Consider the following 23,664-nt stretch of genomic DNA (forward strand, 5'->3'; position numbering starts at 1 on the left):
TGACCCGTTGAATCATCTATACCGTTTTCCGCGACCGCAGGGTATTAGGGCATTCCCGTAGCCGCAGCAAATTGCCTATCAGGGCTGAGTTCCGGGCAAGCTTGCCGTTGGATTTTCTCTTGGAACCAGCGCGAAGCCCACGTGTAACAAGCAGAAATGTCACGACTATTTTGACAGCTCTTTAAACGCGGTAGCCAGACACTCAGAAGGCCAATTCTAAGCGGAAATTTTCAGGAAGGTATTTTTTTAGGAAATTTCCCGCTTACCCCGCCTGGAAAGCAAGATTGCGGTCGAATCCCCACCAAGGCCGAATCGCTGCCTGAGGAGAAAACGCAAGGCACTAGCCACCGCGCAGGCGCTGCATCAGGTAAACTTCGCTGCCTTCAGGAATCGGTTCGGTCAGGCCGGTTGCAATGACGCGGCCGTCAATGGCGATTGAGACACCGGCATCAACCGGGCCCTGCAACTGCGGATAGGCTTTGGTCAGTTCGCGCAGCAATTCGCCGGTGGTGCCTGCCTCAACCGTCACAACCTCCCGGCCCCCGGTCAGAGACCGGAGGCCGGACCAGAGGTGGACCTCAACCATTGTCCTTGAGCGCCGCCAGAATACGAGGCGGTGACATGGGCAGTTGGCGAAGCCGCACGCCAGCGGCGTTGGATACAGCATTGGCGATGGCCGCAAGCGGCGGCACGATACCGGTTTCGCCGACGCCGCGTACGCCGAATGGGTGGCCCGGATTGGGCACTTCGACAATCACCGTGTCGATCATCGGCAGGTCGCTTGCGACAGGAATGCGGTAGTCGAGGAAGATCGAGTTCTGCAGGCGTCCGTCGTCGCCATAGACATATTCCTCGTTCAGCGCCCAACCGATGCCCTGCGCGGCACCGCCCTGGTACTGACCTTCGACATAGGTCGGATGGATCGCCTTACCCGCATCCTGAATGACGGTGTAGCGGGAGACCGAGGTCTTGCCTGTTTCCGGATCGACCTCGGCATCGACGATATGGGTGCCAAATGACACGCCGGCGCCTTCCGGTGTCGCCTCGAAATGACCCGAGATCGGGCCGCCGGTTGATCCCATATCGGCGGTGATGTCGGCCAGTGGCATCGGATCGAAATCGCCTGCATTCGGGCCGGAAGGCACGGCACAGCCGTCTTCCCATTTCACCGCGTCGACCGGAATGCCCCATTTGGCTGCTGCCCGTTCGCACAGGCGTTCAACCGCATGGCGTGCCGCCTTGATGGTGGCCAGACCGCTGGCATAGGTCACACGGCTGCCGTGGCTGACATCGTTGTAACCCAGCGTGGCAGTGTCGGCGACGGTGACGCGTATATTCTGGTAGGGAACACCCAGAACCTCGGCCGCCATCAACGCCATCGAAGCGCGCGAACCGCCGATATCGGGCGTGCCAACCATAAGCTGCGCCGATCCATCCTCGGACAGGGCCAGCGATACGGATGTTTCGCCTCCGTGGTTGAACCAAAAGCCGCAGGAAATCCCACGCCCCTGCCCCGGCTTCAGCGGCGCTGAATAATGGGGATGGGCCTTTGCGGCCTCCAGTGTTTCAACCAGACCGATCTGTTCGAACCGGGGGCCATAGCTGGCCTTGGTGCCTTCGTGCGCCGCGTTTTTCAGGCGTACGTCGACGGGATCGAGGCCCAGCTTGTTGCACAGTTCATCCAGCACTGATTCCACCGCAAATGCCCCCATCGGCGCGCCCGGCGCGCGATAGGCCGCCTGTTTCGGGCGGTTGGTCATCACGTCATAACCCACCTGACGAACATTGGTCAGATTGTATGGCGCGAAGGCACACATGGCGGTGAATTCACCCGGTGCGCCCGGAAAGGCCCCGCCCTGCAGGCGGAAGATGCCCTGAGCGGCTGTGATAGTGCCGTCCTTCTTCATCCCGATCTTGACGTCCATGGACGCCGAGGACGTCGGCCCGGTGGCCCTGAAAACCTCAGAGCGATTCATCACGATCTTGACCGGGCGATTGGCCTTGCGCGAAAGCGCCAGTGCCACGGGCTCGATGAACACGGTGGTCTTGCCACCAAAGCCGCCGCCGATTTCCGACGCCGTCACACGCAATTGCGAGGTTTCCATCCCCAGCAGAGCGGCGCAGGTCTTTTGCGCGATCCAGTGTCCTTGTGTCGTACACCACAGCTCGCCTTTGCCGTCATTGCCCAGCGTGGCAAGACAGGCATGGGGTTCGATATAGCCCTGATGGGTCGCCTCGGTGGTGAAGCTGTCCTCAAGCACCAGGTCAGCCTCGGCAAAACCTGCTTCGACATCGCCGTGACCGCTTTCGTGATAGCGAACCACGTTAGGGTGCATGCCCTCAGGCACGGAATAATCCGCCGCCCCTTCGCGGATCACCGGCGCGTCAGACTGCATCGCCTTGTCCACATCCGTGACGTGCGGCAGAACCTCGTATTCCACCTCGATCAGTTTCAGCGCGTCCCGCGCGGCCAGCGCCGAAGTTGCGGCCACAGCTGCCACCGCATGGCCGTCATACAGCGCCTTTTCACCGGCCATGACGTTTTCAAGAACGTTCCAGAATTCGCCTTCCATTCCGGGCAGGAACGGCACCTTGTCCGAAAAGTCGGCGCGCGTGACCACAGCCTTGACGTCCTTGTGCGCCTCGGCTTTGGACGTGTCGATCCTGACGATCCGTGCATGGGCATGGGGCGAGCGCAGGATGGCCCCGTGAAGCATACCGGGCGCATAGGCGTCAGCCCCGAATTTGGCGCGGCCCGTCACCTTGTCCAACCCGTCAGGGCGGTCGGGGCGCGTTCCTACGAATTTAAAGTCCGATTTGCGATCGTCGAGTGCCATTACGAAGCCTCCCGCAGTTCAGCAGCCGTATCCATCACGGCGCGAATGATCTTGTCGTATCCGGTGCAGCGACAAAGGTTGCCTGCCAGCCAGTACCGCGCCTCTTCCTCGGTCGGGTCGGGGTTTTTTTCCAACAGCGATTTGGCGGCGACCAGAACACCGGGTGTGCAGATGCCACATTGCAGGGCTGCGTGTTCGATGAACTTCTGCTGTAGCGGGTGCAGAACGTCACCGTCGGCGATGCCCTCGACCGTTTCGATCTGTTTACCTTCGGCCTCGACCCCCAACATCAGGCAGGAACAGACCAGACGGCCATCAACCGTGACCGAACAGGCGCCGCAGTCGCCGGTGCCGCAGCCCTCTTTCGCGCCGGTCAGGTTCAGTTTGTCGCGCAGGCAATCCAGCAGGGTTTCGCGCGGATCGCAGAGATATTCGACCGTATCTCCGTTAACTGTCGTGGAAACGTGGAACTTGCTCATGGCTCATTCTCCCTTTGCGCGGGCATAGGCGATTTTTGCGGCGCGTTTGGCCAGAACGCCAGCAACTTCGGTGCGGAATGCGATGGTGCCGCGTTTGTCGTTGATCGGGTTGCAGGCGGCAGAGGCCGCAGCGGCCAGCGCGTCAAGCGCCGTATCGTCCAATGTGGTGCCGATAATGGCATTGGCGCACTCTTCCACCAGCAAGACGGTTGGTGCAACGGCGCCCAGTGATACGCGGGCTTCGGCGATCGTATCGCCGTCCAGTCGCAGGTTGACGCCAACGCCGACCACGGCAATGTCCATCTCGGTGCGCGGAATGAAACGCAGATAGGCGTCACCGCCATTCTCGCCACGCGCAGGGATGTTGACCGCCGAAATCAGCTCGCCCTTGGCCAGTGATGTGCGTCCTGGAGCGGTGGGGATATCCCCGACCGCGACTTCACGGGCTCCATCCGGGCCGGTAACAGTAACGGTCACTCCGGCCGCCACCATGGCCGGAACGGAATCAGCCGCTGGCGAGGCGTTGCACAGATTTCCGGTCAGCGTGGCACGCCCCTGCACCTGCGTCGACCCGATCAGATCCATGGCCTCGACCACGCCGGGCCAGTCGCGGCCAAGTTCGGGATGCTCGCTCATCTCGGCGCCGGTGGCCGCGACGCCCAGCGTCCAGCTGCCGTCGGCATTGCGGGTTATATCCGATACACCGTTGATTTTCTTGATATCGATCAGTGTGTCCGGCGTTACAAGTTCCGAGCGCAGCTGCACCAGAACGTCTGTGCCCCCCGCCAGAAAGCGGGTAGTGCCGGTTGCGTTCGCAGCCAGAGCCGATGCCTCGGCAAAGCTGGCTGGGCTATGATAGTCCATGATTTTACCTCGCGCCTGTTGGTCAGGGTTCACTGGGGTTTTGATGGACGTTAGTGCAGCAACCCCGGCGCGTCCATGGCAGGAGCGACCTATTTTTTTAATCCGGAATGTCGTTTCCCGACCATTGTCAGAGATCGATTTCGATTACCCCGTCCGGCTCTGCCGCGCGGCTCTGGCACAAGATGATCGCACCTTCGCGCTGTTTCTTCGACAGCACAAAGTCTCGGTGTTCGATTTCGCCGGAAACAACGCCGCATTTACAGACGCCGCAAATCCCGTCGGCGCATTTGACATCCACGTGGATGCCGGCCTCATTCAACACCTGCGCGGCATCCTTGTCGGCCGGAACCTCCAGTTCACGCCCCGATTGGCCCAGTTTCAGTCGGAAGGGGTGGTTTTCGTATTCCGGCTGTTCCGGAACCGAGAAATATTCCAGATGCCGCGCCTCATCCGGAAAGCCCTGCCGTTCCGCCGCCTGAATTACGCCGTCCATGTACCGGTCCGGTCCACAAGTGTAGACGTGCCAGCCATCCTGATACCCGGACAGGATCGCATCCAGTTCGGCACGGGTACCTTCATCCGAGAAATGGTAGTGGACCCGATCTGCCCATGGCATCGCCGCCAGATCATCCAGATATCCTGCCGATTGGCGCGTACTGGAGGAATAGTGCAGCTCAAACTCTCTGCCCAGCGCGTGCAGGCGATGGGCGAAGGCGATCATTGGGGTAATGCCGATGCCGCCACCCATCAGGAACGTCTTGGCTGCACTTTCATCCAGATCAAAGTGGTTGATTGGTTTCGAGATAAATACCTTGCGACCTTCATCAAAGATCCGATGCAGCAGGGCAGACCCGCCACGCCCCTCATCCTCGCGCAGCACGCCGATCTGGTATTTTCTGCGATCCGACGGATCTCCGGACATCGAGTACTGACGCAGAAATTCGGGGGCCACCAACACGTCCAGATGCGCACCAGCTGTCCATTCCGGCAGCGATGCGCCGTTTATGGCCGAAAACTCGTACTTGCTGACATCCGTGGTCATTTTATCGACCTTGGTCAGTTCGACACGCATCACCGGGGCATCGCCGGCAATCTGATAGCGGTGCACCACGGACATGTCGCCCAAAGCCATGCGGGATTTATACTCTTCCGCCGTCACCATCGCCTCATAGGCAGCGATCCCGGCCTCGCGGTCCATCGCAAACGGATAGGGCCACGGGTGCGGCGCCAGATAGGCCGGGTAGACGGCAAGAGTCTGATCCTCGTATTTCAGGTCCAGATCCCTTTGCAGGTCGCGCCGGTTGAGGGGGTGCACGGAAGGCCGATAGGCCCCGTCCGCCTGCAATTCGATGTCCCACCACCATTTCTTGGTGTCGTTCAGTCCTCCGTTACCGACGGCATCGTCCAGTTTTGCAAGCACGGGCGCGGTCGAGGGGATATTCATCGCCGCCCAGCGGAAAGGGCGTTCCTTGAAAATACCTTCGAGGTTCCAGGGACAGGTTTTCATGCATCGGCCGCACATTGCCCCGCCCGGCGTAGTGATCCGGTAAGTGGCACATTTCTGACTGTCTGATTTCCAAATTTCATAGCCGTTGAACATCAGCTTTGGCCCGGCGGTGATCGCGCCCGACGGGCATTCGCGCGCGCATTTGTTGCAGGCCTCGCAAAACTTCTGCAGGCCAAAGTCGATGGGCTTGTCATGGCTCATCGGCATGTCCGTTGTCACAACACCGGATTTGAGGCGCGGTCCCAGATAGGGGTTCAGGATAACCTCGCCGATGCGACTGACCTCACCCAATCCGCTTAGCAGCAGAAGCGGTGGTTGCAGCACTTCGCCATCCATCACCGTATGCGCCTTGGCCTTATAGCCGAGATTGCGGATCTGTTGCGCAATCACTCCACCAAGCAGGGAGAACCGCAAATAGGCCCGCATGGACTGGGCGACGCTGATCCAGTCGTCGCCAGACGCGCCTTCCATCGTCTCATAGCCCTGATCGATGATCATGCTGACGGCCTGATCATGGGGCGGCACAATCTCTTCTCCGGTGGCGTCGTGGGAATACCAAGTCCAGTCAGGACAACGGCTGAGGCCGACTGCATCAACACCCAGAAAATAGGTCGCGGCCTTGATATTGGCCGCATTGCGCGTGGCATCAGTGGGTTCGGGGACCTCAGCGCTTTCGCCGTCCTGCAACAGGACAAACGCCCCCAGCGCCCGGCGTTGCGCAAAACTTGGCGCGGCCTTGCGTGCGTAATGCCCGCCCTTGGCCCCGTCCTGCAACGCCTTACCCATGTCGCCAAACTGTGCCCGGGCAAACATGTCGGCGCGTTTGGGCACGCGGGCGACATTGGCCTCGTCAATATAGGTGGTCGGGTCATCCACCCTTTTGAGCCTTTCGAACGGATGCGCGCCGTCCATGTATCGGCGTTTGGCGTAGGGATCGCGGTTCAGGGCGTTTTTGGCAAACCCCGTACCCAGCCACCAGGCCGGGCCTTGGGTTCGGAACCAGGGCTGATCGGCCATAGACACCAGAGGGCTGTCATGGGCGATCTCCAACTCGGTGGTCACGGCCGCCAGCCCAAACCGTGTTCCCAACCACGGCGCGACAAGGGCCCCGTCCTCGGCCGATACCAATCCTGCCGCAACTGCCAGTTTGCCCAGATCGACATCCGAAGACGTCGCCGTGTGCGCCCGCGCGTCAAATCCCAGCAGGCGGATGTAGTTGGCGATGACAACGGCGTTTTCTGTCGCCAGCAGGCAGGCACGATGGTCTTGCGCATCTCCGATCCAATCCGACCCCGGTTCATTCGGTTCAGGGTCGCGGTGATGTTCGTAAAGGAACACGATGGCATGGCGATGACCATCAATGGTGGTTGGTTCGGCCTCCATGCTTTCCTTGAGGTCCGCCATGATCACGTCAATGCCCGAGGCCAGCGTTTTGGTCTGCCGGGTCTTCAGCGCATGGGCCAACCGGTCGATATCCGGATTGCGGCGGGGTTCGCCTAACATGGCCTCAGCGGGCAGCGGGCCGCAGCCCATCATCGACGCATCGTTGAAATACCCGAACGCTTTCAGATGGTCGGCACGCTCCTGCGGGTCAATCGGAATCTCCGCCATCGCTGGATTCACGAATCCGTCCCGGATCGCGTCCATCATTGCCTGAAATTCGCCCATTGCATTGACGATGCTATCGGGGTTTTCGGGCCGGCGAAAGCTAAGCCCAGCCATCGCGGGCACGGCGGAGAGGTCCGGCATCCCGGTGGTGCGTTCCAGACGCTCCAGCGGATAGCCCCCCATATGAACGGGCCTGTTTTTGTCCGAAAAAAAGCGGAGTCCCATCGCGCATCTCCTGTTTCCAGCCTCTGCTAGACTGGATTGGACAGCAAAACCATTCATGATTAATCATAGATTGCATGAATAAAATCGATTTCACAGATATCGATGGCAAGGTGCTGCGCACCTTTCTGACCATCCTCGAAGAAAGCTCGGTCTCAAAAGCGGCTGACCGGCTGGGTGTCACGCAATCGGCGGTCAGTCACACACTGGGGAAATTGCGGGTGATGCTTGGCGATCCGCTTTTCGTCCGGTCAGGTCAGGGACTGACGCCGACGGAACGGGCGCAGTCGTTGAAGGAGCCGGTGCAAAAGGTGCTCGACGGGATGCGGGCCCTGACCGAAGGGCGGCCTTTTGATCCGTTGTCCGAAGAAATGCACTTTCAGATCGCCGCCAACGATCTGCAGCGCGAGTTGATCTTTCCTGCCCTTCTGCGCGAAGCGCGGGCCGAGGGGGTAAGGCTGCGACTGGACCTGGAACTGTCGGGCGTTCCCGATCCCGCAATATTGCGCAGCGACCGCTGTCAGCTGGCACTGACCCCCCTGCCGCCGGACGGGCCCGACATTTTTCAGAAACGTCTGCTAAGCAGCCCGCTGATGATCTACTATGATGCTGAGCGGCGTGACCCGCCCACAAGCTGGCGGGACTATTGCACAGCAGAGCATGTCGAGGTGCGCTTTGCGGATGGCCGCAGCGCCAAGTCGGTCATGCGCGGCGTGGACCAGAGTCAGATTCGACCGGCCACTGTCACGCTACCGCATTTCAACGCAATCCCCGCCTTTGTGAAGGGCAGCGACCTGATCTCGACCGACACGGCGCTGATGGCGCGTGGGCCGCTGACCGTCCTGGACTGCGCGCCGCTGCCTTTCGACTGCGAACCTGTATCCATCTACATGGTCTGGCACGAACGCTCGACCGGCGATCCGGCACATCGCTGGCTGCGTGAACGCATCGAGAGAATTGCGGCACGCCTTCATATCTGAGATTTCAGCCACTCCCGCATCGCCGTGACAAGTTCGGGCTGCCGCGGCTGCCTTGGGGCTACGATGAAAAACCCCAGATCCTCGACAAGGCTTTCCGCCAGCGGCCGTACCAGTCGGCCCGAAACTATTTCCGAAGACACCAGTGGCGCATTTGCAAGCGCGCAGCCCTGACCCGCAATTGCGGCGTCAATCGCAAGGCTGGTTTGGCTGAAACTCATCATGCACTGCTTGCCAGAAACGCCCAACCGTTCCAGAAAAAGCGGCCAAAGGCCATGGGAATCGCTGAGCAATGTCTGACGCAACAGATCCGAAGGTTCGGTAATCTGTGCGGCCAGGTCGGGGGCACAGACGGCTACAAATTCCGTTGAAAACAGTGGCTCGGCCGTCAGTCCCGGCCCGAAGGGCGCCCGCCCCTGTCGGACTGCGATATCGATGCCATCTGTCTGAAAGTCCGCCAGCCGCTCGCGGGCGTCCACCTGCACCGAAATGTCCGGGTGTTGCGCAGTAAAATCGCGCAATCGCGGGACAAGCCACTTGGAGGCAAAGCTGGGTGTGACCGAAATTGTCAGTTGCCGCACTTCCGACAATCCATCCACGGCTTCCTCAATCAATCGAAAGGCGCGGCGCAGGGGCGCGTGGAAGCGGCGTCCGGGCTCGGTCAGTCGCAAACCGCGCGGCAGCCGGTCGAACAACTGCACACCCAACCGCGCCTCCAGCCCCCGCACCTGTTGCGCCACAGCCCCCTGCGTCACGCCCAATTCTTGAGCCGCAACGCGGAAATTGAGGTGACGCGCCGAAGCCTCGAAAGCGCGGAGCGCATTGAGCGGAGGGAGTGAAGTCATGAGGTCCAACTGTAGATTTTCTACAGGATAAAGACACGAGAACTGATTGGTCAAATCGCAATTCAAGCAACATTCTGGAACCCGGTTAGATATGGAGAAATACAATGTCGGACAAAGTGGCCCTGATAACGGCAGGCGGCAGTGGAATGGGTGCAGATGCAGCGCGAAGGCTTGCCGTCGATGGCTTTCAGGTTGGTATCCTGTCCTCTTCCGGCAAAGGCGAGGCACTGGCTGAGGAGTTGGCAGGGATCGGTGTGACCGGGTCAAACCAATCCAACGAGGACCTCCAGAGGCTTGTGGATGCGGCCATGTCCCGCTGGGGGCGCATTGATGTTCTGGTGAATTCCGCCGGGCATGGGCCGCGTGCACCGATCCTTGAACTGACCGACGAGGACTGGCATCGCGGGATGGACGTCTACTTTCTGAACGCAGTGCGACCCGCGCGACTGGTAACCCCGATCATGCAAAAGCAAGGTGGCGGGGCGATCATCAACATCTCGACCTTCGCGGCGTTTGAACCCGACCCGGTCTTTCCTACATCCGGCGTGTTCCGGGCGGGTCTTGCTGCCTATACCAAGCTGTTCTCGGACAAATATGCCGCCGACAATATCCGTATGAACAACGTCCTTCCCGGCTTTATCGACAGCCTTCCGGAAAAGGAAGAGTTTCGCGCCCGCATTCCGATGGGCCGCTATGGCAATAGCTATAACGAGATCGCGTCGGTCATTTCCCTGCTTGCATCAGAGGGCGGCGGGTACATCACCGGCCAGAATATCCGGGTGGACGGTGGCATAACACGTTCGGTCTGAGTGGTCAGAACCGAGCCTTTATCAGATGTGTCAGTGCCGCGCCGGTTTCAAAAAAGGCGCGGCGCAGGCCCGGCCAGCTTTCCGAATGGGTTTGCACGGCCGGTAACGGCAGCAGGTCCGGGTCACTTTTCAAAAGGCTCTCGGCCATCAATCGGCCGAACACCGTTCCCGGACCGATACCGCGTCCGGAAAACCCGTGCGCAGACAGGGCATTTGGCCCAATCTCGGTGATCTTTGGGATATGGTCCGACGTCATGGCGATGCGCCCGTGCCATCCTTCGGTCAATGGCTGATCAGCCAGATGCGGGAACAGCTCTGCCAGTTTGCGTTTGATCCAGCCGGTATGCGCGGTGCGCCCCGCATGGCCCAGGTCACCCATGCCGCCGATAATCAACCGCCCCTCCTGATCCGTGCGGAAAGAGGTCATGATCAAACCGGTATCCCAACAACCTTCACCACCGGGCAGAATGCCTGCGCGCAGATTGTCGGACAAAGGGGCTGTAGCGTATTGAAAATAATAGACCGGCACGTAGGCCGTCGCAGTCGGTTGCAAGCCCTGATGATAGGCATTTGTTGCCTGAATGACCGAACGAGCGCGCACCGTACCGCCGGTTGTCGTCAGCTGCCAAAAGTCTCTTTCCCGGCGCAGGGAATGGACCGGGCTTTGAGTAAACACCCGCGCCCCTGATGCGGTGGCCGCCCGTGCAAGGCCGCGAACATAGGAAAGAGGCTGGATCGTGCCCGCCCGTGGATCAAACAAAGCGCCGTGAAAGGCGTTGCTACCGGTTCTCGCGCAGGTCTCATCTGCTGATAACAATTCGACCGGAGCGCCTGAGTCGCGCAATTGAGTGTGGCGAGCCTTGAGATCACGAAACCCTGTCGGTGAATGCGCACAATGCAGGGTTCCGTTCTGCACCGGCTCGCAATCGATCCCGTGGGCTCCGATCAGCCGAAAAACCTCTGACGGGGCCTGAGCCAGCAGGTCAATTAGCCGATCCCCCGCCTGCACCCCGAGATGCGCCCGGATGTCGTCAGGGGGCAGCCACAGCCCGGCATTTGCCAGCCCTACATTGCGCCCCGAACCGCCATGCCCGATCTCCTGCGCCTCAAGCAGACAGACCGACGCCCCGGACTGCGCCGCGTGCAACGCGGCGGAACATCCGGTATAGCCACCGCCGATCACGGCAAGGTCGACCGTCAGGTCTCCGGCCAATGGCGCTGTTTCGGTCCGTTCGTGACTGGTATTCAGCCACAGTGAATGCTCGGGGTTGTTCACGGTCTGCCTATCAAGGTTTTGCGCGGATCATTGCGGCACGATCAGCCGGTTGCAAGCGCCCTTTGGTCATCACGACCCATCGAAACCAGCATCGGCTGCGCCTCCTGCTGATCCTGAAAAGACGCCTTGTTCGTCATTCCACGCCACTCTGCCAGTACCAGAGACTGCGCTACGGCCCCGCCCAGCGTGGCGCCCGGCCCGGTGACGATGAACAGATCGGGGGCGAATTCACGTGCCGCGGTCTGGATGGCGCGGGTGAAATCATACGCCTCGGTCACCTGATGCCCCAGCGTGTAATCCCACAGGGCGCCCGTATCTGTCGCCCCCGGCCACCAGATATTGCCACGCCCGTCAATCAGCGGGCGATCAGGCTGATCGAACAGGTCGACACCAAGCTGCGCGCGCCCTTCGGCGGCAACCGGTGCCTGCAGCCGGGTGTGGAAGGCGGCGTGATTGGCAAGGCGCATAGGAAAGCGTTCCTGCACAATGGGTTGAAAGGCCTCAAAGGCCTTCAGCCCCTCTTCGTTGCCTGCCAGAACCAGCATGCCGCCCAGATCGATGGACAGCGCCAGATCATGCCCGTCCATCGCGTCGATGCGTGCAACATGTGCCAGCAGCTCAGCCTTGCGGGCGGGGTCGCGGACCCAGCCGTCACCCATGAAGGGATAAACCAGTTGCCCACCAATCAGCTTGTCCTGCATCAGCGTGCCCATGGTGTTCACGACGCGAAACCCGTTTTCCGGGCTCAACGCTCCGGCTGCGGCCAGCGCGATGTACCAACCCATCGAGTTGCCGGTGACGGCCACCACTTCGATATCCTCGGCCAGGGCCTGCGCGTCAGCCAGCGACGCGGCGTAGATCAGTGGCGAGGCCACATCCCCGCGGGAAAACCTGCCGACCGAGAACCGTTCGGCGCTGTCCAATGCGGTAACGGCCTCCTGCCCTGTTTCAGCACGGATGGCGTCAAATGTGCGGAACAAATCCATCTGCCCGGCATGGTGACGGTGCAGATAGCCCAGTTCGGGTTTGTTATACGTTCCCCGACCGGGGCAGATCACAACGGCGGTACGGGTCATTTCTTTACTCCGGTCAGAGAGAGGGCGGCGGTGACGATGCCATCTTTCGACGGCAACGGCGCTGCATAGGCAGGGCCGGTGGCGATGAAACAATCCTCGGCCACGACACGCGCGGTCGGAATGGCGCCACCTTCTTCGCAGAAGAAAGTCATCAACGCCTCGGACTGGCTGCCTGTACGGCGGCATTCATCGACAATCAGTACGTGTTTGCAGCCTTTGGTGGCCTCGCGCAGCGCCTCGACCGGCAGCGGCGCCAGCCAGCGCATGTCAATAATCCGGGTACTCAGACCTGCCGCCTCCAGCTCGGACAGCGCCTGCTGCGACAGGTAGTGCCCGTTACCGTAGGTGACGATGGCCAGATCGGTGCCGTCGCCGTGTACACCAACCTCGCCCAGCTCGATCCGCTGGTCCGGCGATGGATAAGTGGTCATCCATGCAGCATCCTGCGCCCCGTGCAGATCCCGCATCGGATAAAGTGCGATGGGTTCCAGGAACACCACGACCCGTTGCTCTTCGCGCGCCAGCCGCACGCATTCGCGCAACATTCGCGCCGCATCTGAACCGTTCGACGGGCAGGCGATGATCACACCGGGAATGTCGCGAAGGACAGCCAGCGAGTTGTCATTGTGAAAATGCCCGCCAAAGCCTTTCTGATAGCCCAGCCCCGCGATGCGCAGCACCATAGGGTTGGTGAACTGACCGTTCGAGAAAAATGGCAGGGTCGCGGCCTCTCCCCTGATCTGGTCCTCGGCGTTATGCAGATAGGCCAGGAACTGAATTTCGGGGATCGGAACAAATCCGTTATGCCCCATACCGATGGCAAGGCCCAGAATCGACTGCTCATCCAGCAACGAGTCGATCACCCGGTCAGGGCCAAAGCGTTGCTGCAATTTCTGCGTCACACCATAGACGCCCCCTTTGCGGCCGACGTCCTCGCCCATGCAGACGATCTCGCCATGTTCCAGCATCAGATCGGTCAGCGCCCAGTTGATCAGGCGACTCATGGGCTGGGGCTCATTCATTGCCCGCATGTCGCCACCAAATGCCTGCGCACGCGCCTCGGCGCTGGGGCCATTGGTGGGTTTGCAGTCGCGTTTGGGCGGGATCAGGCTGGCCATGACTTCCTGCGCGGTGGCCAGATGCGGACGGGTTGCCGCCTCGGCCGCTACGCGGTCGGTGCGGGCGCAGGTGTCTTCGTAAATCTGCAAGGCCTGATCCGGCGACAAGGCACCGGCCTGATCCAGCAGGCGCACCGAATGCAGCAGCGGATCATTCGCCTCATCCGCCTCAACCTCGGACTTGCTGAGGTAGGTGGTTGGCACGTCGGCCCCGGCGTGACCATAAAGGCGGACGGTTTTCAGGTGCAGGAAGGCGGGTTTGCGGCGGGTGCGCACATACTCGGCCGCCTCTTGGGCGATGGCGTAGGTCTCATAGATATCCAGACCGTTGGCCTGGAAGTACCTGATGCCCGGTCGATGTTCCATCGAAGCCTGTATCCACCCCTTCGGTGTTTTCACCGAAATACCGATGCCGTTATCCTCGCACACAAAAAGCAGTGGCAGCGGCGTGGATTGCACACTCGTCCAGCCCGCCGTGTTGATTGCCCCCTGTGCCGTCGAATGGTTGGCGGACGCATCGCCAAAGGAACACATGGCGATCCCATCTGCGGGCAGTTGCCGGTGCTCCGGGCCGTGCCTGCGCGCCGCGCCCAGCGAATAGGCCGCCCCCACCGCCTTGGGCAGATGGCTTGCAATCGTCGATGTCTGTGGTGGGATCATCAGTGCCTTCGATCCCAGCACCTTGTGCCGCCCGCCCGAAGTCGGGTCCTCTTTCGAACAGGCAAAACTCAACAACATGTCCCATGTGATCTGTTGACCGGGCACCTGTTCGGCGCGGGCGATCTGAAACGCGGCGTCGCGATAGTGCAGAAAGGCAATGTCGGTCGGACGCAGCGCGTGTGCGACTGCGGCCATCCCTTCGTGCCCCGACGAACCGATAGTATAGAACCCCTGCCCGGCCTTTTGCATCGCCCGGCTCGTGCGATCCAATGCACGGCTAAGCACCTGCGAGCGATAGAGCGAGACGGCCTCGGCATCACTCAAACCCGGTGTCGGGTCGGCGCCATCAGGAAAGTCGCGCTTTGCAACGCGGGTCAGGAAATTCTCGTGAACGATCTGGGCGCGGTCCATGGCTCGGCCTTCTCAAGTAGTGTTGTCGTGTCAGAGCGCGGCAACCGCGCGCGAGATGCGGGCAAGCCCTTCGGTCAGGCTATCCGTTGCATAGGCGAAGGACAGGCGCAAATGGCCGAGCATCCCAAAGGCGCGACCCGGAACCAGCGCGACACCGGCCTCATCCAGCAGATACCGGCAGAACTCATGGTCTACAGGCATCTTCGCGGGTGTTTTGGGGAACACGTAGAAAGCCCCGTCAGGTGTTGCGCAGCTAAGTCCGGCGGCATTCAGCCCTGCGACGACAAGATCACGGCGCGCCTGCATCTCGTTTCGACGCTCGGCCAACAAGTCCTGCGGGCCTGTGATGGCCTCCAGCGCCGCAGCCTGCGCGATGGAACAGGCACCGGATGTAATCTGACCTTGAACCGCCACCATAGCCTTGATCAGCGGCGCGGGCCCGATGCCCCAGCCGATCCGCCAGCCGGTCATCGAATAGGCCTTGGACACCCCGTTCACGATCAGCGTGCGATCCGCCAGCGTTGGTACGGCCTGCACAAACGGCGTGAAAGGCACATAGGCAAGGTGCTGATAAATCTCGTCCGAAATCACCCAGACCTGAGGGTGTTTTTCCAGAACCTCGCCCAGCGCCTGTAATTCATCTTTGGAATATACGGCCCCGGTCGGATTGGAAGGTGTGTTCAGCAGCAACCAGCGGGTGCGCGGGGTGATCGCGGCCTCCAGTTGCGCAGGAGTCAGCTTGAAATCCTGCGTGACCGGGCAATCCAGCACCACCGGCACGCCTCCGGCCAGCTTTACCATGTCCGCGTAGCTGGTCCAGAATGGGGCGGTCGTTATGACTTCGTCCCCGGTGTTGAGCGTTGCCATGAAGGCCGCTGACAGGACCTGCTTTGCCCCTGTGGAAACGATCACATTGGCGGCCTCCACCCCTGCCTGTTCCGCAATTGCACCGCGCAATGCTGGTGTTCCGGCCGTCGCAGGATATCTGGTTTGCCCATTTAGCGCCGCGCTATGTGCCGCCTCGACCACGTGGCCTGGGGTTGGAAAATCAGGCTCGCCCGTACTCAGCGCGATCACATCCACGCCCTGTGCGCGCAGTCTTGCCGCATGTTCCGAAATCTGAACGATTTCGGACAGTTCGATCCCTTCAAGCCGCCCGGCCCTTTGAAATTCGCCCAAGCTGTTCTGAATGGTCATGGTGCAATCCCCGAATAGCAGTCAGTACCTGCGTGTATCCTGCTGGCATTGGCAGAAAGCCAGTGATATTCCATTCAAAAGGTATGAGGATAAGTCATATGATTGCGCCCCGCCGGTTTCTGCCCTCGATCTCATCCCTGCTGGCGCTTGAGGCCGTGGACCGGCTTGGCAGCGCCTCGGCAGCGGCCGAGGAGCTGTCGTTGACACAAAGCGCGATCAGCCGGCAACTCAAAACGATGGAAGAACAGTTGGGGGTCGAGCTGATCCAACGTACACAGATGCGTCTTCATCTGACACCTGCGGCAAGAGAGTATGTGGAAACGGCAAGATCGGCGCTGCAACAACTGGCGCAGGCGTCACTCAAGCTGAAGGCCAATCCAACAGGCGGGTCGCTGCATCTGTCGATCCTGCCCGCATTTGGCATGCACTGGCTGGCACCTCGGCTGCAGGACTTTGCGCGGCGCCACCCCGAGGTGACGGTAAACCTGAACACGCGACTGAAACCGTTCGATTTCGAAACCGAGCCCTTTGATGCCGCAATCCACTTTGGCCAGCAGGACTGGGCCGGAGTGAACTACCTGCCCATCATGCGCGAAGAGGTTTTGCCAGTTTGCGCACCTGACCTTTTGCCGGATGGTTTGAGCAGCATCGGTTGGCTGCAGGACGCGCCGCTGCTGCACCTCGACACGCGCCCCGATGCCTGGGAGCAGTGGTTTGCAGCACAGGGTCAGCCTGCCGAAGGCGTCCGCGGCATGCTGTTCGATCAGTTCTCGACAATGATACAGGCAACCATTCACGGGCTGGGCGTTGCGCTGATGCCCAGCTATCTGGTGGCCGAAGACCTGAAATCCGGGCGTCTGGTTCTGGCCTTGGACGGGCCCGCGGTAAGCCTTGGAGATTATTACCTCGTCTGGCCGCAAAGACGGGCCGAGCCCGAACCGCTCAAGTCCTTTCTGAAATGGCTGAAGGGGCAACTTGAGCAGGATTGATGAAGTGACCGGTCCGAGTTTTCAACTTCAGAACTTGCCGTTTTCATTCTTCCATTCGCTGCGCGGTGCTATCTTTTCAACGGTGTCCCAATGCTCGACGATCTTGCCATCCGCGACACGGAACAGGTCATAGAACGCGCTGTGCGTCCCATCGGAATACCCTTCGCAAACCGTCAGGACAAAACTGCCCTCGGCCAATACCCGGTGCAGATGGTGATAGTCGATCATCCGCTGCCCATCCATATCCGGGGACAGAGCCTTGCGCAGCTGCACGAGGTCGTCACCAAAATGCGGGTTGTGCTCGGCAAAGGCGGATGTGTCGATGCAGGCATCGATCTGGCCCCCATCACCACCGATCAAAGCGGTTTCGACAAACTTCCGAACAAGGGCCCGATTGGCATCGGTCTTTTCCGGATCGGTGGCTTCGGCGGGGCCGTCAACCATGCTGCGCCCGGACGGGTTTGGGCCTTGCCGCTTCTGGATGTTGTCCCAGTGCTCGACGGCCTGACCGTCTTCAAACCGGAACACCTCGAACCCGATGTTGCGGCGGGAAAAATCGTATTCGGTATGTGCAAAGACGAAATCCCCGTCTTCAAAGGCGCGCACGATATTCACACGGGGCGAGGTTTCGGACAGGCGCTTGAACAGCACCGCCAATCCCTCGCTGCCCTCGTGTGTCTGAGGGTTGTGTTGGATGTACTTGGCCTCATTGACCACGGCGACCGGGCCGGGGTCACCGGTTTCGATGCTTTTCAGCAGGGCGCGAATGCGGTCCTTATTGGCGTCCGACATATCGATATCCATTCACGGGTCAGATGTCGCGGTTCGGGACAGAATGTCAGGCATCTTTGATCCCGGCAACATGGTTGTGAACTGGGTCTGCAACGATACAGCAGCTTAAACTGCGCGGCCTTCGGCCTTGCGTCCTGCGGACAGCGGGATGAGGGGCTGGGCGCACGCGTTCAATGCTCGCGCGTGCCCAGCCCAACGGGAGGAAGTCTTCCGGCAGGAAGGTCGACGACAGGCGGGAGCGCCCCTTGCTTGCTTAAACGTCCAGCGAACGGGCGATGAGTTCTTTCATCACCTCATTGGTGCCGCCATAGATCATCTGCACGCGCGCATCCGCATAAAGACGCGCGATGGGATATTCCATCATGAAGCCATAACCGCCAAACAGTTGCAGGCATTCGTGCATGATCTCGTTTTGCACTTCCGAGCCCCAGTATTTCACCATCGAAGCCGTCGGTGCATCCAGCTGCCCCTGTTCCAGCTTGGCGATGCAGTCGTTGACGAAGCTGCGCAGGACCTCGGCCTTTGTCTTGCACTCGGCCAGCTTGAACCGGGTGTTCTGAAAATCCATCACGCGCTGGCCGAACGCCTTGCGCTCCTGCACGTATTTCACCGTTTCAGCGATCGCGAAATCGATGGCGCCCAGCGCCATGATGCCGATTGTCAGGCGCTCCCAAGGCAGCTGCTTCATCAGCTGATAGAACCCCTGCCCCTCTTCGGGTCCGATGAGGTTGGTCATCGGGACCTTCACATCTTCAAAGAACAGCTCGGCGGTATCGTTGGCTTTCATCCCAAGCTTCTTGAGATTGCGCCCCCGGCGGAAACCCTCGGCCCCATCCGTTTCGACAGCAATCAGCGAGACACCTTTGGCGCCCTGCGATTTGTCCGTCTTGGCGACCACAATGACAAGATCGGCGGTCTGTCCGTTGGTGATGAATATCTTGGAGCCATTGATCCGGTAGGAATTGCCGTCCTTTTCCGCCGTGGTCCGGACCGATTGCAGATCGGACCCGGTGCCCGGTTCGGTCATGGCGATGGCACCGACCATTTCGCCGGATGCCAGCTTGGGCAGCCACTTCTGCTTTTGATCTTCGCTGCCATAAGCAGTGATATAGTGGGTAACGATAGATTGGATGCCATAACCCCAACCGGCATCCCCGCGCGATGTCTGTTCGTAAATCGTGATCGAGTCGAAACCCATGTCACCACCAACACCGCCGTATTCTTCGGCGATCGAACCGGCCATCAGGCCGGTTTCACCGGCCTTGTGCCAGAACTCGCGATCGACAACACCGTTGCCGACCCAATTGTCGATGTTGGGAACAAGTTCGTCGTCCATGAATCGGCCAGCCATTTCCGCGAACATGCGGTGTTCGTCGGTGGCCCAGGCTGAGGTGCTGGTGATTAGCGACATATCCATCTCTCCGGTCTGAAGTTGCAGAAAGGCTAACGCGCAAGGCGATTCAAACCAATCCGGGTGACGCCGCGTCTCGAAAGGGCGCTACGCAACGTCCTTTGGGATCAGCCGGATACTCGCCGCCGAACGCCTTTTGCCGGGGGTGTTTCGGCACCGCCCGCGAAACACTGGGCAATGGACATCCATTCGACCGCAACAGGCCCTTCTACCTTGAGCGTGGTGTCCGCAATGTTGCGTGTCTGTGTGACCACCTGAGCGAATTCCACCGCAGAACCGGAAATCCGGTTCTCGCCCGATTCTCCGAACTCCCAAAGGGTTCCGGACGGGGCGGTCAGGTCCAGTCGCGGCATGATTTCAGGTACAGCCAAGCCATGCACCTTGTAGGTCCAGCCAAACGTGTTCACGCCCAGAATGACGATGTTCTTTATCCGGTCGGTCTCGTGCCGCTCTACCCCAAGGATGTCGAACACCTCCTGACCATGCGCCCAGGTTTCCATTTGGCGGGCGGTAATCGACGAACGAACGGACATGTCCGGACCGGCCCATTTCACGCGTTGCTTCGGATCGAGACCGGCCCAGCGCTTACCAATGCCCGTGTACAGTTCCCGCCACGCATCACGCAGATCTTCGCCACGCTCGGATATCATGGCGTTTTCGGTTGCCCTGAAACCGTTGGACTGAATTCCGGCAAAGGTCTCGGCCACGCGAACCTGAAAGGCGTCCTCGTCGTTCAACGACAGCTCAGCCATCTGATTCCAAAAGTGCAGGTGCACAAGAACATCGTTCAACGTCCAGCCCTTGAACTGGGTAACCGTTTCCCACTTGTCGCCCGCCACGTCAGCCAGAACGCCGTGCAGAGCCTCGCTTTCGTCCAGAAAATCCTTTGCCTGTTCCATGCTCATCCCTCCAACGTCGCCATCAGCCGTTCGGTGGCGTCCAGATAATCCTGCTTGAACTCCTGCACGACAGCGCCCGCCGATGACATCTGGTTCATCAGACCGACCCCCTGCCCGACCCAATAGGTCGCAAGCTCGGCCGCGCCTTCGTGCCCGCCTTCTGCCAGTTTCTCGATCTTGCCCAGGGCCGGTTCCGAGATCAGCGACTGGAACGGCATCGGCAACGGATCGGGGCCTTTCGCCTCCCACGCTTCGGTCCAGGCCGAGCGCAACTGGCGCGAGGTTTTGCCGGTGCGCGACCGGGAACGGACCGTATCCGAAGACGAGGCCGCCAGCATCTTGTCCTTGATCGTCTGGCTGGGCTCGCCCTCGGCAGTCGTCAGCCAGACCGAACCGCACCACGCCCCGGCGGCCCCCATGGCCATTGCGGCAGCCATCTGCCGCCCCGTGACGATACCACCCGCCGCCAGAACCGGCGTATCCCCCGCGACCGAGACCACCTCGGGCACCAGCACTATGGTCGAAATTTCACCACAGTGCCCGCCGGCCTCGCCACCGGCTGCCACCAGAATGTCCACGCCCGCCGCAACCTGACGTTCGGCATGTTTTCGGGATCCGACCAAAGCCGCGACCGGGACACCCGCCTGACGGGCACGATCCAGCATTACCTGCGGCGGTGTCCCCAGCGCATTTGCGATCAGTTTGATGGGAAAGGAAAAGGCCACATCCAGCATTTCCTGCGCACCACCGCTGTTGAGATTGTGCGAGAAATGCAGCATCGCCTTGCGCCGCTCGGCCAGATCGTCGGCCTGAACGCCATTTTGGGCCAGAACAGATTCGACAAATTCCATGTGCTCGCCGGGCAGACCGCCAAGCAACTGGTCGTCCGATGGCTCATCCCCCTGCCGTTGAATCGAGGTCGGGACGATCAGGTCGACGCCATAGGGTTTGCCGTCACAATTGGCGTCGATCCATTCCAGTTCGGTGCGCAGCTGCTCGGGCGTGTACATCACCGCGCCAAAAACACCCATGCCACCCGCGCGGCTGACCGCGGCCACCACGTCGCGGCAATGGCTGAACGCAAACAGCGGAAACTCGATTCCAAGTTTTCGGCACAGGTCGGAATTCATCTGATCATCCCCTTTGATCTCTATCGCTGCGCCACCCGGTGCGAATGGCGCGGAACGCGACGTTCTTTCTGCGACGCCCTCCTCGGCGCTTTACAGACCATCCGTTCTGTTTCTACGTTGCCCGCAACAGGCGTACCGGTCAACGCAGCGCGGACCCGCGCGACGTCACGGAACAAGCTGACCTATAAGGAGGCCACATGACCTGCCCTTCCCCTTTCATGACACCCGAGCGTGAGGCCTATCGCAGCAATCTGAAACGGTTCTTCGACACGGAAGTGAAGCCCAACATCGAGGATTGGGAGGCCAAGCGGTCAGTCCCATGGGACCTGCATGAAAAGCTGGGCGACATGGGTGTATTCGGCTTTGGCATTCCCGAAGAGTATGGCGGTCTTGGCTTTGACGACGCTTTCATGCGGGCGGATTATGCCGAGATGGCCTTTGGCTGTGGCGCCTCGGGCGTTGCAGCAGCCGTTGGCGGGCGCATGATATCGCTGGGCCCGATCGTCAAGTTTGCACCCGAAGACTTCAGAAAAACGGTTCTGCCTGAAATTGTCGGCGGACGCATGAATTCCTCGCTTGCAATTACCGAGCCGGGCGGCGGATCGGATGTGGCGAACCTGACCACCAAAGCTGAACGCACCGAAGATGGCTGGGTTCTGAACGGCGCCAAGGCCTACATCACCGGGGGCATGGATTCACAATGGTTCGTCGTGGGGGCCAGAACCGGCGGGCCGGGGCTGACAGGGATATCCCTCTTTCTGATCGAAGCGGACACCCCGGGTTTCACCCGCACGCCGCTTGGCGGCAAGATGGGCTGGCATTGTTCGGAACAGGCGATGCTGCATTTCGATGACTGCAAAGTCTCATCTGAGGCACTGATCGGCCCAGAGAACAAAGGGTTCATCGCCATCATGAACAACTTCAACTTTGAACGTCTCGCGATGGTTGCCGGAGGCCTTGGCATGATGCGCGTTTGCTATGATGCCGCGCTGGACTGGGCACGCGAGCGCCGGACCTTCGGCCAAAGGCTGATCGACCATCAGGTCATCGCCCACAAGTTTGCCGAAATATCGGCCCGCATCGACATGATCGAAGCCTATCTGGAACGTATCTGCTGGGCGATCAATCAGGGCCTCATGCCCGCTGCCGAAATCGCCAAGGCCAAGGTCCAGTCCACCAAGGCGCTGGAATTCGTGGCCTCCGAGGGTATGCAGATATTTGGTGGTGCTGGTTATCTGACTGGCAACCCGGTGGAACGGGTCTGGCGCGAGGTCAAAGTGATGGCCATCGGCGGTGGTTCAGAAGAGATCATGCGTGATCTGGCCGTGCGGCAGATGGGGCTCGCCGGGCAATGACCATCGACGGTCCACACTAACGCGTCGGACTGATTGGGGATTGGAACAGATTCCGATTCCACAGGTAGGCCCTGCGGTGTAAGTTGCCGATATAGCCAACCCATGAAAGTCCCACGGCGGGAAAGACCAACAGATGGCCGTCATTGCGACATTCAAAGCGATCCCGCTGGATGCCTTCAGCGACCGCCCCGGCGGCAGCAACGATCCGTTTGTTCTTGCCAACAATGATCCGAACCAGTTTCTGAACGTCACCATCGACGATGACGATACATTGATTGACGGCGACACGATCATCAATGAAACGCCAGACGACCCCAATCAGATCGGCATCGTAACGGACGCTGCCGGAAATCCGGTTTCAACCGACGGTATCTACGTGGAATGGACGGCCACCTATACCGGTACCAACGGTCAGGTGATCGAGGTCTGGCGCTTCGAACTGGACAATGGGCTGCGCTTTTTCGCGGTATCTGAAATCCCCGAGGTGGGCGTCACCTTCACCACATCCAACAAGGATCAGGGTGCGGACGATCTGAACCCCGCGGATATTCCTGATACTCCCTGTCTGACACGTGGCGCTTTGATCCGCACTGAGCACGGCGACCGCCCGGTCGAAAGCCTGTCCGAAGGCGACCTGATTTTGACGCATGACAATGGCCTGCAGCCCCTGCGTTGGATCGGCAGGCGATTGTTCGGGCCTGATGACCTGGCCACGAACCCCAAGCTGCAACCGGTGCGAATCCCGGCGGGATCGCTGGGTTTAGGGCAACCGACAAGGGACTTGCTGGTGTCCCGCCAGCATCGCATGTTCGTTGCTTCAAAGATCGCCGAGCGCATGTTTGGGCAATCCGAAATCCTTGTGCCTGCCATCAAACTGACTGCGCTGCCCGGTGTGACGATTGAAGAAAGCGCCAAGTCGGTCGAGTATTATCACCTGTTGTTTGATCGGCATGAAATCATCTTTGCCGAAGGCGCCGCGACCGAAAGCCTGCTTGCTGGCCCTCAGGCGCTCGGGTCCCTCAGCGCGGATGCGCTTGAAGAGATTCTGGTTATTTTCCCCGACATCATGAACCTGAAATGCCTGACTGATCCTGCAAGGTTCATCCCATCGGGAAAGCAGCAAAAACAACTGGTCTGGCGTCACTTGAAAAACAACAAGCCCCTGCTGCGTGACAGCTGTGCAACCTGATTCAGACCGCGCT

At 60.2% G+C, this 23,664-nt stretch carries 19 protein-coding genes; 5 read left to right on the forward strand and 14 right to left on the reverse strand.

The features are described 5' to 3' along the window. Positions 1 to 340 precede the first annotated feature (340 nt). The 5 genes from ACR0NW_RS05605 to ACR0NW_RS05625 form a co-directional block, all read right to left on the reverse strand. Positions 341 to 586, reverse strand: coding sequence for a MoaD/ThiS family protein (locus ACR0NW_RS05605; protein WP_480448458.1), 246 nt, complete (start codon positions 584 to 586; stop codon positions 341 to 343). Further along, the gene (locus ACR0NW_RS05610; protein ID WP_480448457.1) at positions 579 to 2,837 is read right to left on the reverse strand and encodes a xanthine dehydrogenase family protein molybdopterin-binding subunit; all 2,259 of its coding nucleotides are present in this window, start codon (positions 2,835 to 2,837) and stop codon (positions 579 to 581) included. The genes ACR0NW_RS05605 and ACR0NW_RS05610 overlap by 8 nt, the downstream gene beginning before the upstream one ends. After that, positions 2,837 to 3,316: a (2Fe-2S)-binding protein gene (locus tag ACR0NW_RS05615; protein WP_480448456.1), complete on the reverse strand. Its 480-nt coding sequence runs from the start codon at positions 3,314 to 3,316 to the stop codon at positions 2,837 to 2,839. Before ACR0NW_RS05615 ends, ACR0NW_RS05610 begins: the two co-directional genes overlap by 1 nt. A gap of 3 nt (positions 3,317 to 3,319) precedes the next feature. Further along, on the reverse strand, positions 3,320 to 4,180 hold the full coding sequence (locus ACR0NW_RS05620) for an FAD binding domain-containing protein (RefSeq protein WP_480448455.1): 861 nt from the start codon (positions 4,178 to 4,180) through the stop codon (positions 3,320 to 3,322). A 127-nt stretch (positions 4,181 to 4,307) separates the two neighbouring features. Continuing rightward, complete coding sequence (locus tag ACR0NW_RS05625; protein WP_480448454.1) at positions 4,308 to 7,520, reverse strand: reductive dehalogenase; 3,213 nt, start codon at positions 7,518 to 7,520, stop codon at positions 4,308 to 4,310. A gap of 74 nt (positions 7,521 to 7,594) precedes the next feature. Between ACR0NW_RS05625 and ACR0NW_RS05630 the strand changes: the two genes are divergently transcribed. Continuing rightward, on the forward strand, positions 7,595 to 8,497 hold the full coding sequence (locus ACR0NW_RS05630; RefSeq protein ID WP_480448453.1) for a LysR family transcriptional regulator: 903 nt from the start codon (positions 7,595 to 7,597) through the stop codon (positions 8,495 to 8,497). Here ACR0NW_RS05630 and ACR0NW_RS05635 read toward each other — a convergent pair. Beyond that, on the reverse strand, positions 8,488 to 9,339 hold the full coding sequence (locus ACR0NW_RS05635) for a LysR substrate-binding domain-containing protein (protein WP_480448452.1): 852 nt from the start codon (positions 9,337 to 9,339) through the stop codon (positions 8,488 to 8,490). The two genes, ACR0NW_RS05630 and ACR0NW_RS05635, sit on opposite strands and share 10 nt — an antisense overlap. Before the next feature lie 104 nt (positions 9,340 to 9,443). On the opposite strand from ACR0NW_RS05635, the gene ACR0NW_RS05640 reads away from it, so the two are divergent. Further along, on the forward strand, positions 9,444 to 10,148 hold the full coding sequence (locus ACR0NW_RS05640; protein ID WP_480448451.1) for an SDR family oxidoreductase: 705 nt from the start codon (positions 9,444 to 9,446) through the stop codon (positions 10,146 to 10,148). A 4-nt stretch (positions 10,149 to 10,152) separates the two neighbouring features. Here the strand turns inward: ACR0NW_RS05640 and ACR0NW_RS05645 are convergent, their stop codons facing one another. Genes ACR0NW_RS05645 through ACR0NW_RS05660 form a run of 4 tightly spaced genes read right to left on the reverse strand, consistent with a single transcriptional unit; the run spans position 10,153 to position 15,886 of the window. Then, entirely contained in the window at positions 10,153 to 11,424 is a 1,272-nt protein-coding gene (locus ACR0NW_RS05645) for an NAD(P)/FAD-dependent oxidoreductase (RefSeq protein WP_480448450.1), read from the reverse strand. Between the two features lie 41 nt (positions 11,425 to 11,465). Then, positions 11,466 to 12,500, reverse strand: coding sequence for an ACP S-malonyltransferase (locus ACR0NW_RS05650; protein ID WP_480448449.1), 1,035 nt, complete (start codon positions 12,498 to 12,500; stop codon positions 11,466 to 11,468). Next, a complete protein-coding gene (locus ACR0NW_RS05655) occupies positions 12,497 to 14,689 on the reverse strand; it encodes a dehydrogenase E1 component subunit alpha/beta (RefSeq protein ID WP_480448448.1) in 2,193 nt (730 codons plus the stop codon). The genes ACR0NW_RS05650 and ACR0NW_RS05655 overlap by 4 nt, the downstream gene beginning before the upstream one ends. Positions 14,690 to 14,719: 30 nt before the next feature. Continuing rightward, the gene (locus ACR0NW_RS05660; RefSeq protein WP_480448447.1) at positions 14,720 to 15,886 is read right to left on the reverse strand and encodes a pyridoxal phosphate-dependent aminotransferase; all 1,167 of its coding nucleotides are present in this window, start codon (positions 15,884 to 15,886) and stop codon (positions 14,720 to 14,722) included. 98 nt (positions 15,887 to 15,984) lie between these two features. Between ACR0NW_RS05660 and ACR0NW_RS05665 the strand changes: the two genes are divergently transcribed. Further along, positions 15,985 to 16,875, forward strand: a complete 891-nt coding sequence (locus ACR0NW_RS05665) for a LysR substrate-binding domain-containing protein (protein ID WP_480448446.1) — start codon at positions 15,985 to 15,987, stop codon at positions 16,873 to 16,875. Between the two features lie 27 nt (positions 16,876 to 16,902). Here ACR0NW_RS05665 and ACR0NW_RS05670 read toward each other — a convergent pair whose 3' ends face one another. The 4 genes from ACR0NW_RS05670 to ACR0NW_RS05685 form a co-directional block, all read right to left on the reverse strand. Further along, entirely contained in the window at positions 16,903 to 17,667 is a 765-nt protein-coding gene (locus ACR0NW_RS05670) for a nuclear transport factor 2 family protein (protein WP_480448445.1), read from the reverse strand. Between the two features lie 253 nt (positions 17,668 to 17,920). Beyond that, positions 17,921 to 19,078 carry an acyl-CoA dehydrogenase family protein gene (locus ACR0NW_RS05675; RefSeq protein ID WP_170651195.1) on the reverse strand — a complete coding sequence of 386 codons (1,158 nt, stop codon included), beginning with the start codon at positions 19,076 to 19,078 and terminating at the stop codon, positions 17,921 to 17,923. A gap of 107 nt (positions 19,079 to 19,185) precedes the next feature. Next, entirely contained in the window at positions 19,186 to 19,977 is a 792-nt protein-coding gene (locus ACR0NW_RS05680) for a TIGR03084 family metal-binding protein (RefSeq protein ID WP_480448444.1), read from the reverse strand. Between the two features lie 2 nt (positions 19,978 to 19,979). Next, a complete protein-coding gene (locus ACR0NW_RS05685; protein ID WP_480448442.1) occupies positions 19,980 to 21,107 on the reverse strand; it encodes an NAD(P)H-dependent flavin oxidoreductase in 1,128 nt (375 codons plus the stop codon). Between the two features lie 197 nt (positions 21,108 to 21,304). Here ACR0NW_RS05685 and ACR0NW_RS05690 point away from each other — a divergent pair, with 197 nt between their 5' ends. Both ACR0NW_RS05690 and ACR0NW_RS05695 read left to right on the forward strand, forming a co-directional pair. After that, a complete protein-coding gene (locus ACR0NW_RS05690) occupies positions 21,305 to 22,462 on the forward strand; it encodes an acyl-CoA dehydrogenase family protein (RefSeq protein WP_480448441.1) in 1,158 nt (385 codons plus the stop codon). Between the two features lie 133 nt (positions 22,463 to 22,595). Next, positions 22,596 to 23,651, forward strand: coding sequence for a Hint domain-containing protein (locus ACR0NW_RS05695; protein ID WP_480448440.1), 1,056 nt, complete (start codon positions 22,596 to 22,598; stop codon positions 23,649 to 23,651). Positions 23,652 to 23,664 lie beyond the last annotated feature (13 nt).

Source organism: Ruegeria sp. CF5 (assembly GCF_056537325.1).

Excerpts from the sequence above, each read along its gene's own strand:
- ACR0NW_RS05605 (WP_480448458.1), bottom strand. The coding sequence starts at position 586 with ATGGTTGAGGTCCACCTCTGGTCCGGCCTCCGGTCTCTGACCGGGGGC.
- ACR0NW_RS05610 (WP_480448457.1), bottom strand. The coding sequence starts at position 2,837 with ATGGCACTCGACGATCGCAAATCGGACTTTAAATTCGTAGGAACGCGC.
- ACR0NW_RS05615 (WP_480448456.1), bottom strand. The coding sequence starts at position 3,316 with ATGAGCAAGTTCCACGTTTCCACGACAGTTAACGGAGATACGGTCGAA.
- ACR0NW_RS05620 (WP_480448455.1), bottom strand. The coding sequence starts at position 4,180 with ATGGACTATCATAGCCCAGCCAGCTTTGCCGAGGCATCGGCTCTGGCT.
- ACR0NW_RS05625 (WP_480448454.1), bottom strand. The coding sequence starts at position 7,520 with ATGGGACTCCGCTTTTTTTCGGACAAAAACAGGCCCGTTCATATGGGG.
- ACR0NW_RS05630 (WP_480448453.1), top strand. The coding sequence starts at position 7,595 with ATGAATAAAATCGATTTCACAGATATCGATGGCAAGGTGCTGCGCACC.
- ACR0NW_RS05635 (WP_480448452.1), bottom strand. The coding sequence starts at position 9,339 with ATGACTTCACTCCCTCCGCTCAATGCGCTCCGCGCTTTCGAGGCTTCG.
- ACR0NW_RS05640 (WP_480448451.1), top strand. The coding sequence starts at position 9,444 with ATGTCGGACAAAGTGGCCCTGATAACGGCAGGCGGCAGTGGAATGGGT.
- ACR0NW_RS05650 (WP_480448449.1), bottom strand. The coding sequence starts at position 12,500 with ATGACCCGTACCGCCGTTGTGATCTGCCCCGGTCGGGGAACGTATAAC.
- ACR0NW_RS05655 (WP_480448448.1), bottom strand. The coding sequence starts at position 14,689 with ATGGACCGCGCCCAGATCGTTCACGAGAATTTCCTGACCCGCGTTGCA.
- ACR0NW_RS05660 (WP_480448447.1), bottom strand. The coding sequence starts at position 15,886 with ATGACCATTCAGAACAGCTTGGGCGAATTTCAAAGGGCCGGGCGGCTT.
- ACR0NW_RS05665 (WP_480448446.1), top strand. The coding sequence starts at position 15,985 with ATGATTGCGCCCCGCCGGTTTCTGCCCTCGATCTCATCCCTGCTGGCG.
- ACR0NW_RS05670 (WP_480448445.1), bottom strand. The coding sequence starts at position 17,667 with ATGTCGGACGCCAATAAGGACCGCATTCGCGCCCTGCTGAAAAGCATC.
- ACR0NW_RS05675 (WP_170651195.1), bottom strand. The coding sequence starts at position 19,078 with ATGTCGCTAATCACCAGCACCTCAGCCTGGGCCACCGACGAACACCGC.
- ACR0NW_RS05680 (WP_480448444.1), bottom strand. The coding sequence starts at position 19,977 with ATGGAACAGGCAAAGGATTTTCTGGACGAAAGCGAGGCTCTGCACGGC.
- ACR0NW_RS05685 (WP_480448442.1), bottom strand. The coding sequence starts at position 21,107 with ATGAATTCCGACCTGTGCCGAAAACTTGGAATCGAGTTTCCGCTGTTT.
- ACR0NW_RS05690 (WP_480448441.1), top strand. The coding sequence starts at position 21,305 with ATGACCTGCCCTTCCCCTTTCATGACACCCGAGCGTGAGGCCTATCGC.
- ACR0NW_RS05695 (WP_480448440.1), top strand. The coding sequence starts at position 22,596 with ATGGCCGTCATTGCGACATTCAAAGCGATCCCGCTGGATGCCTTCAGC.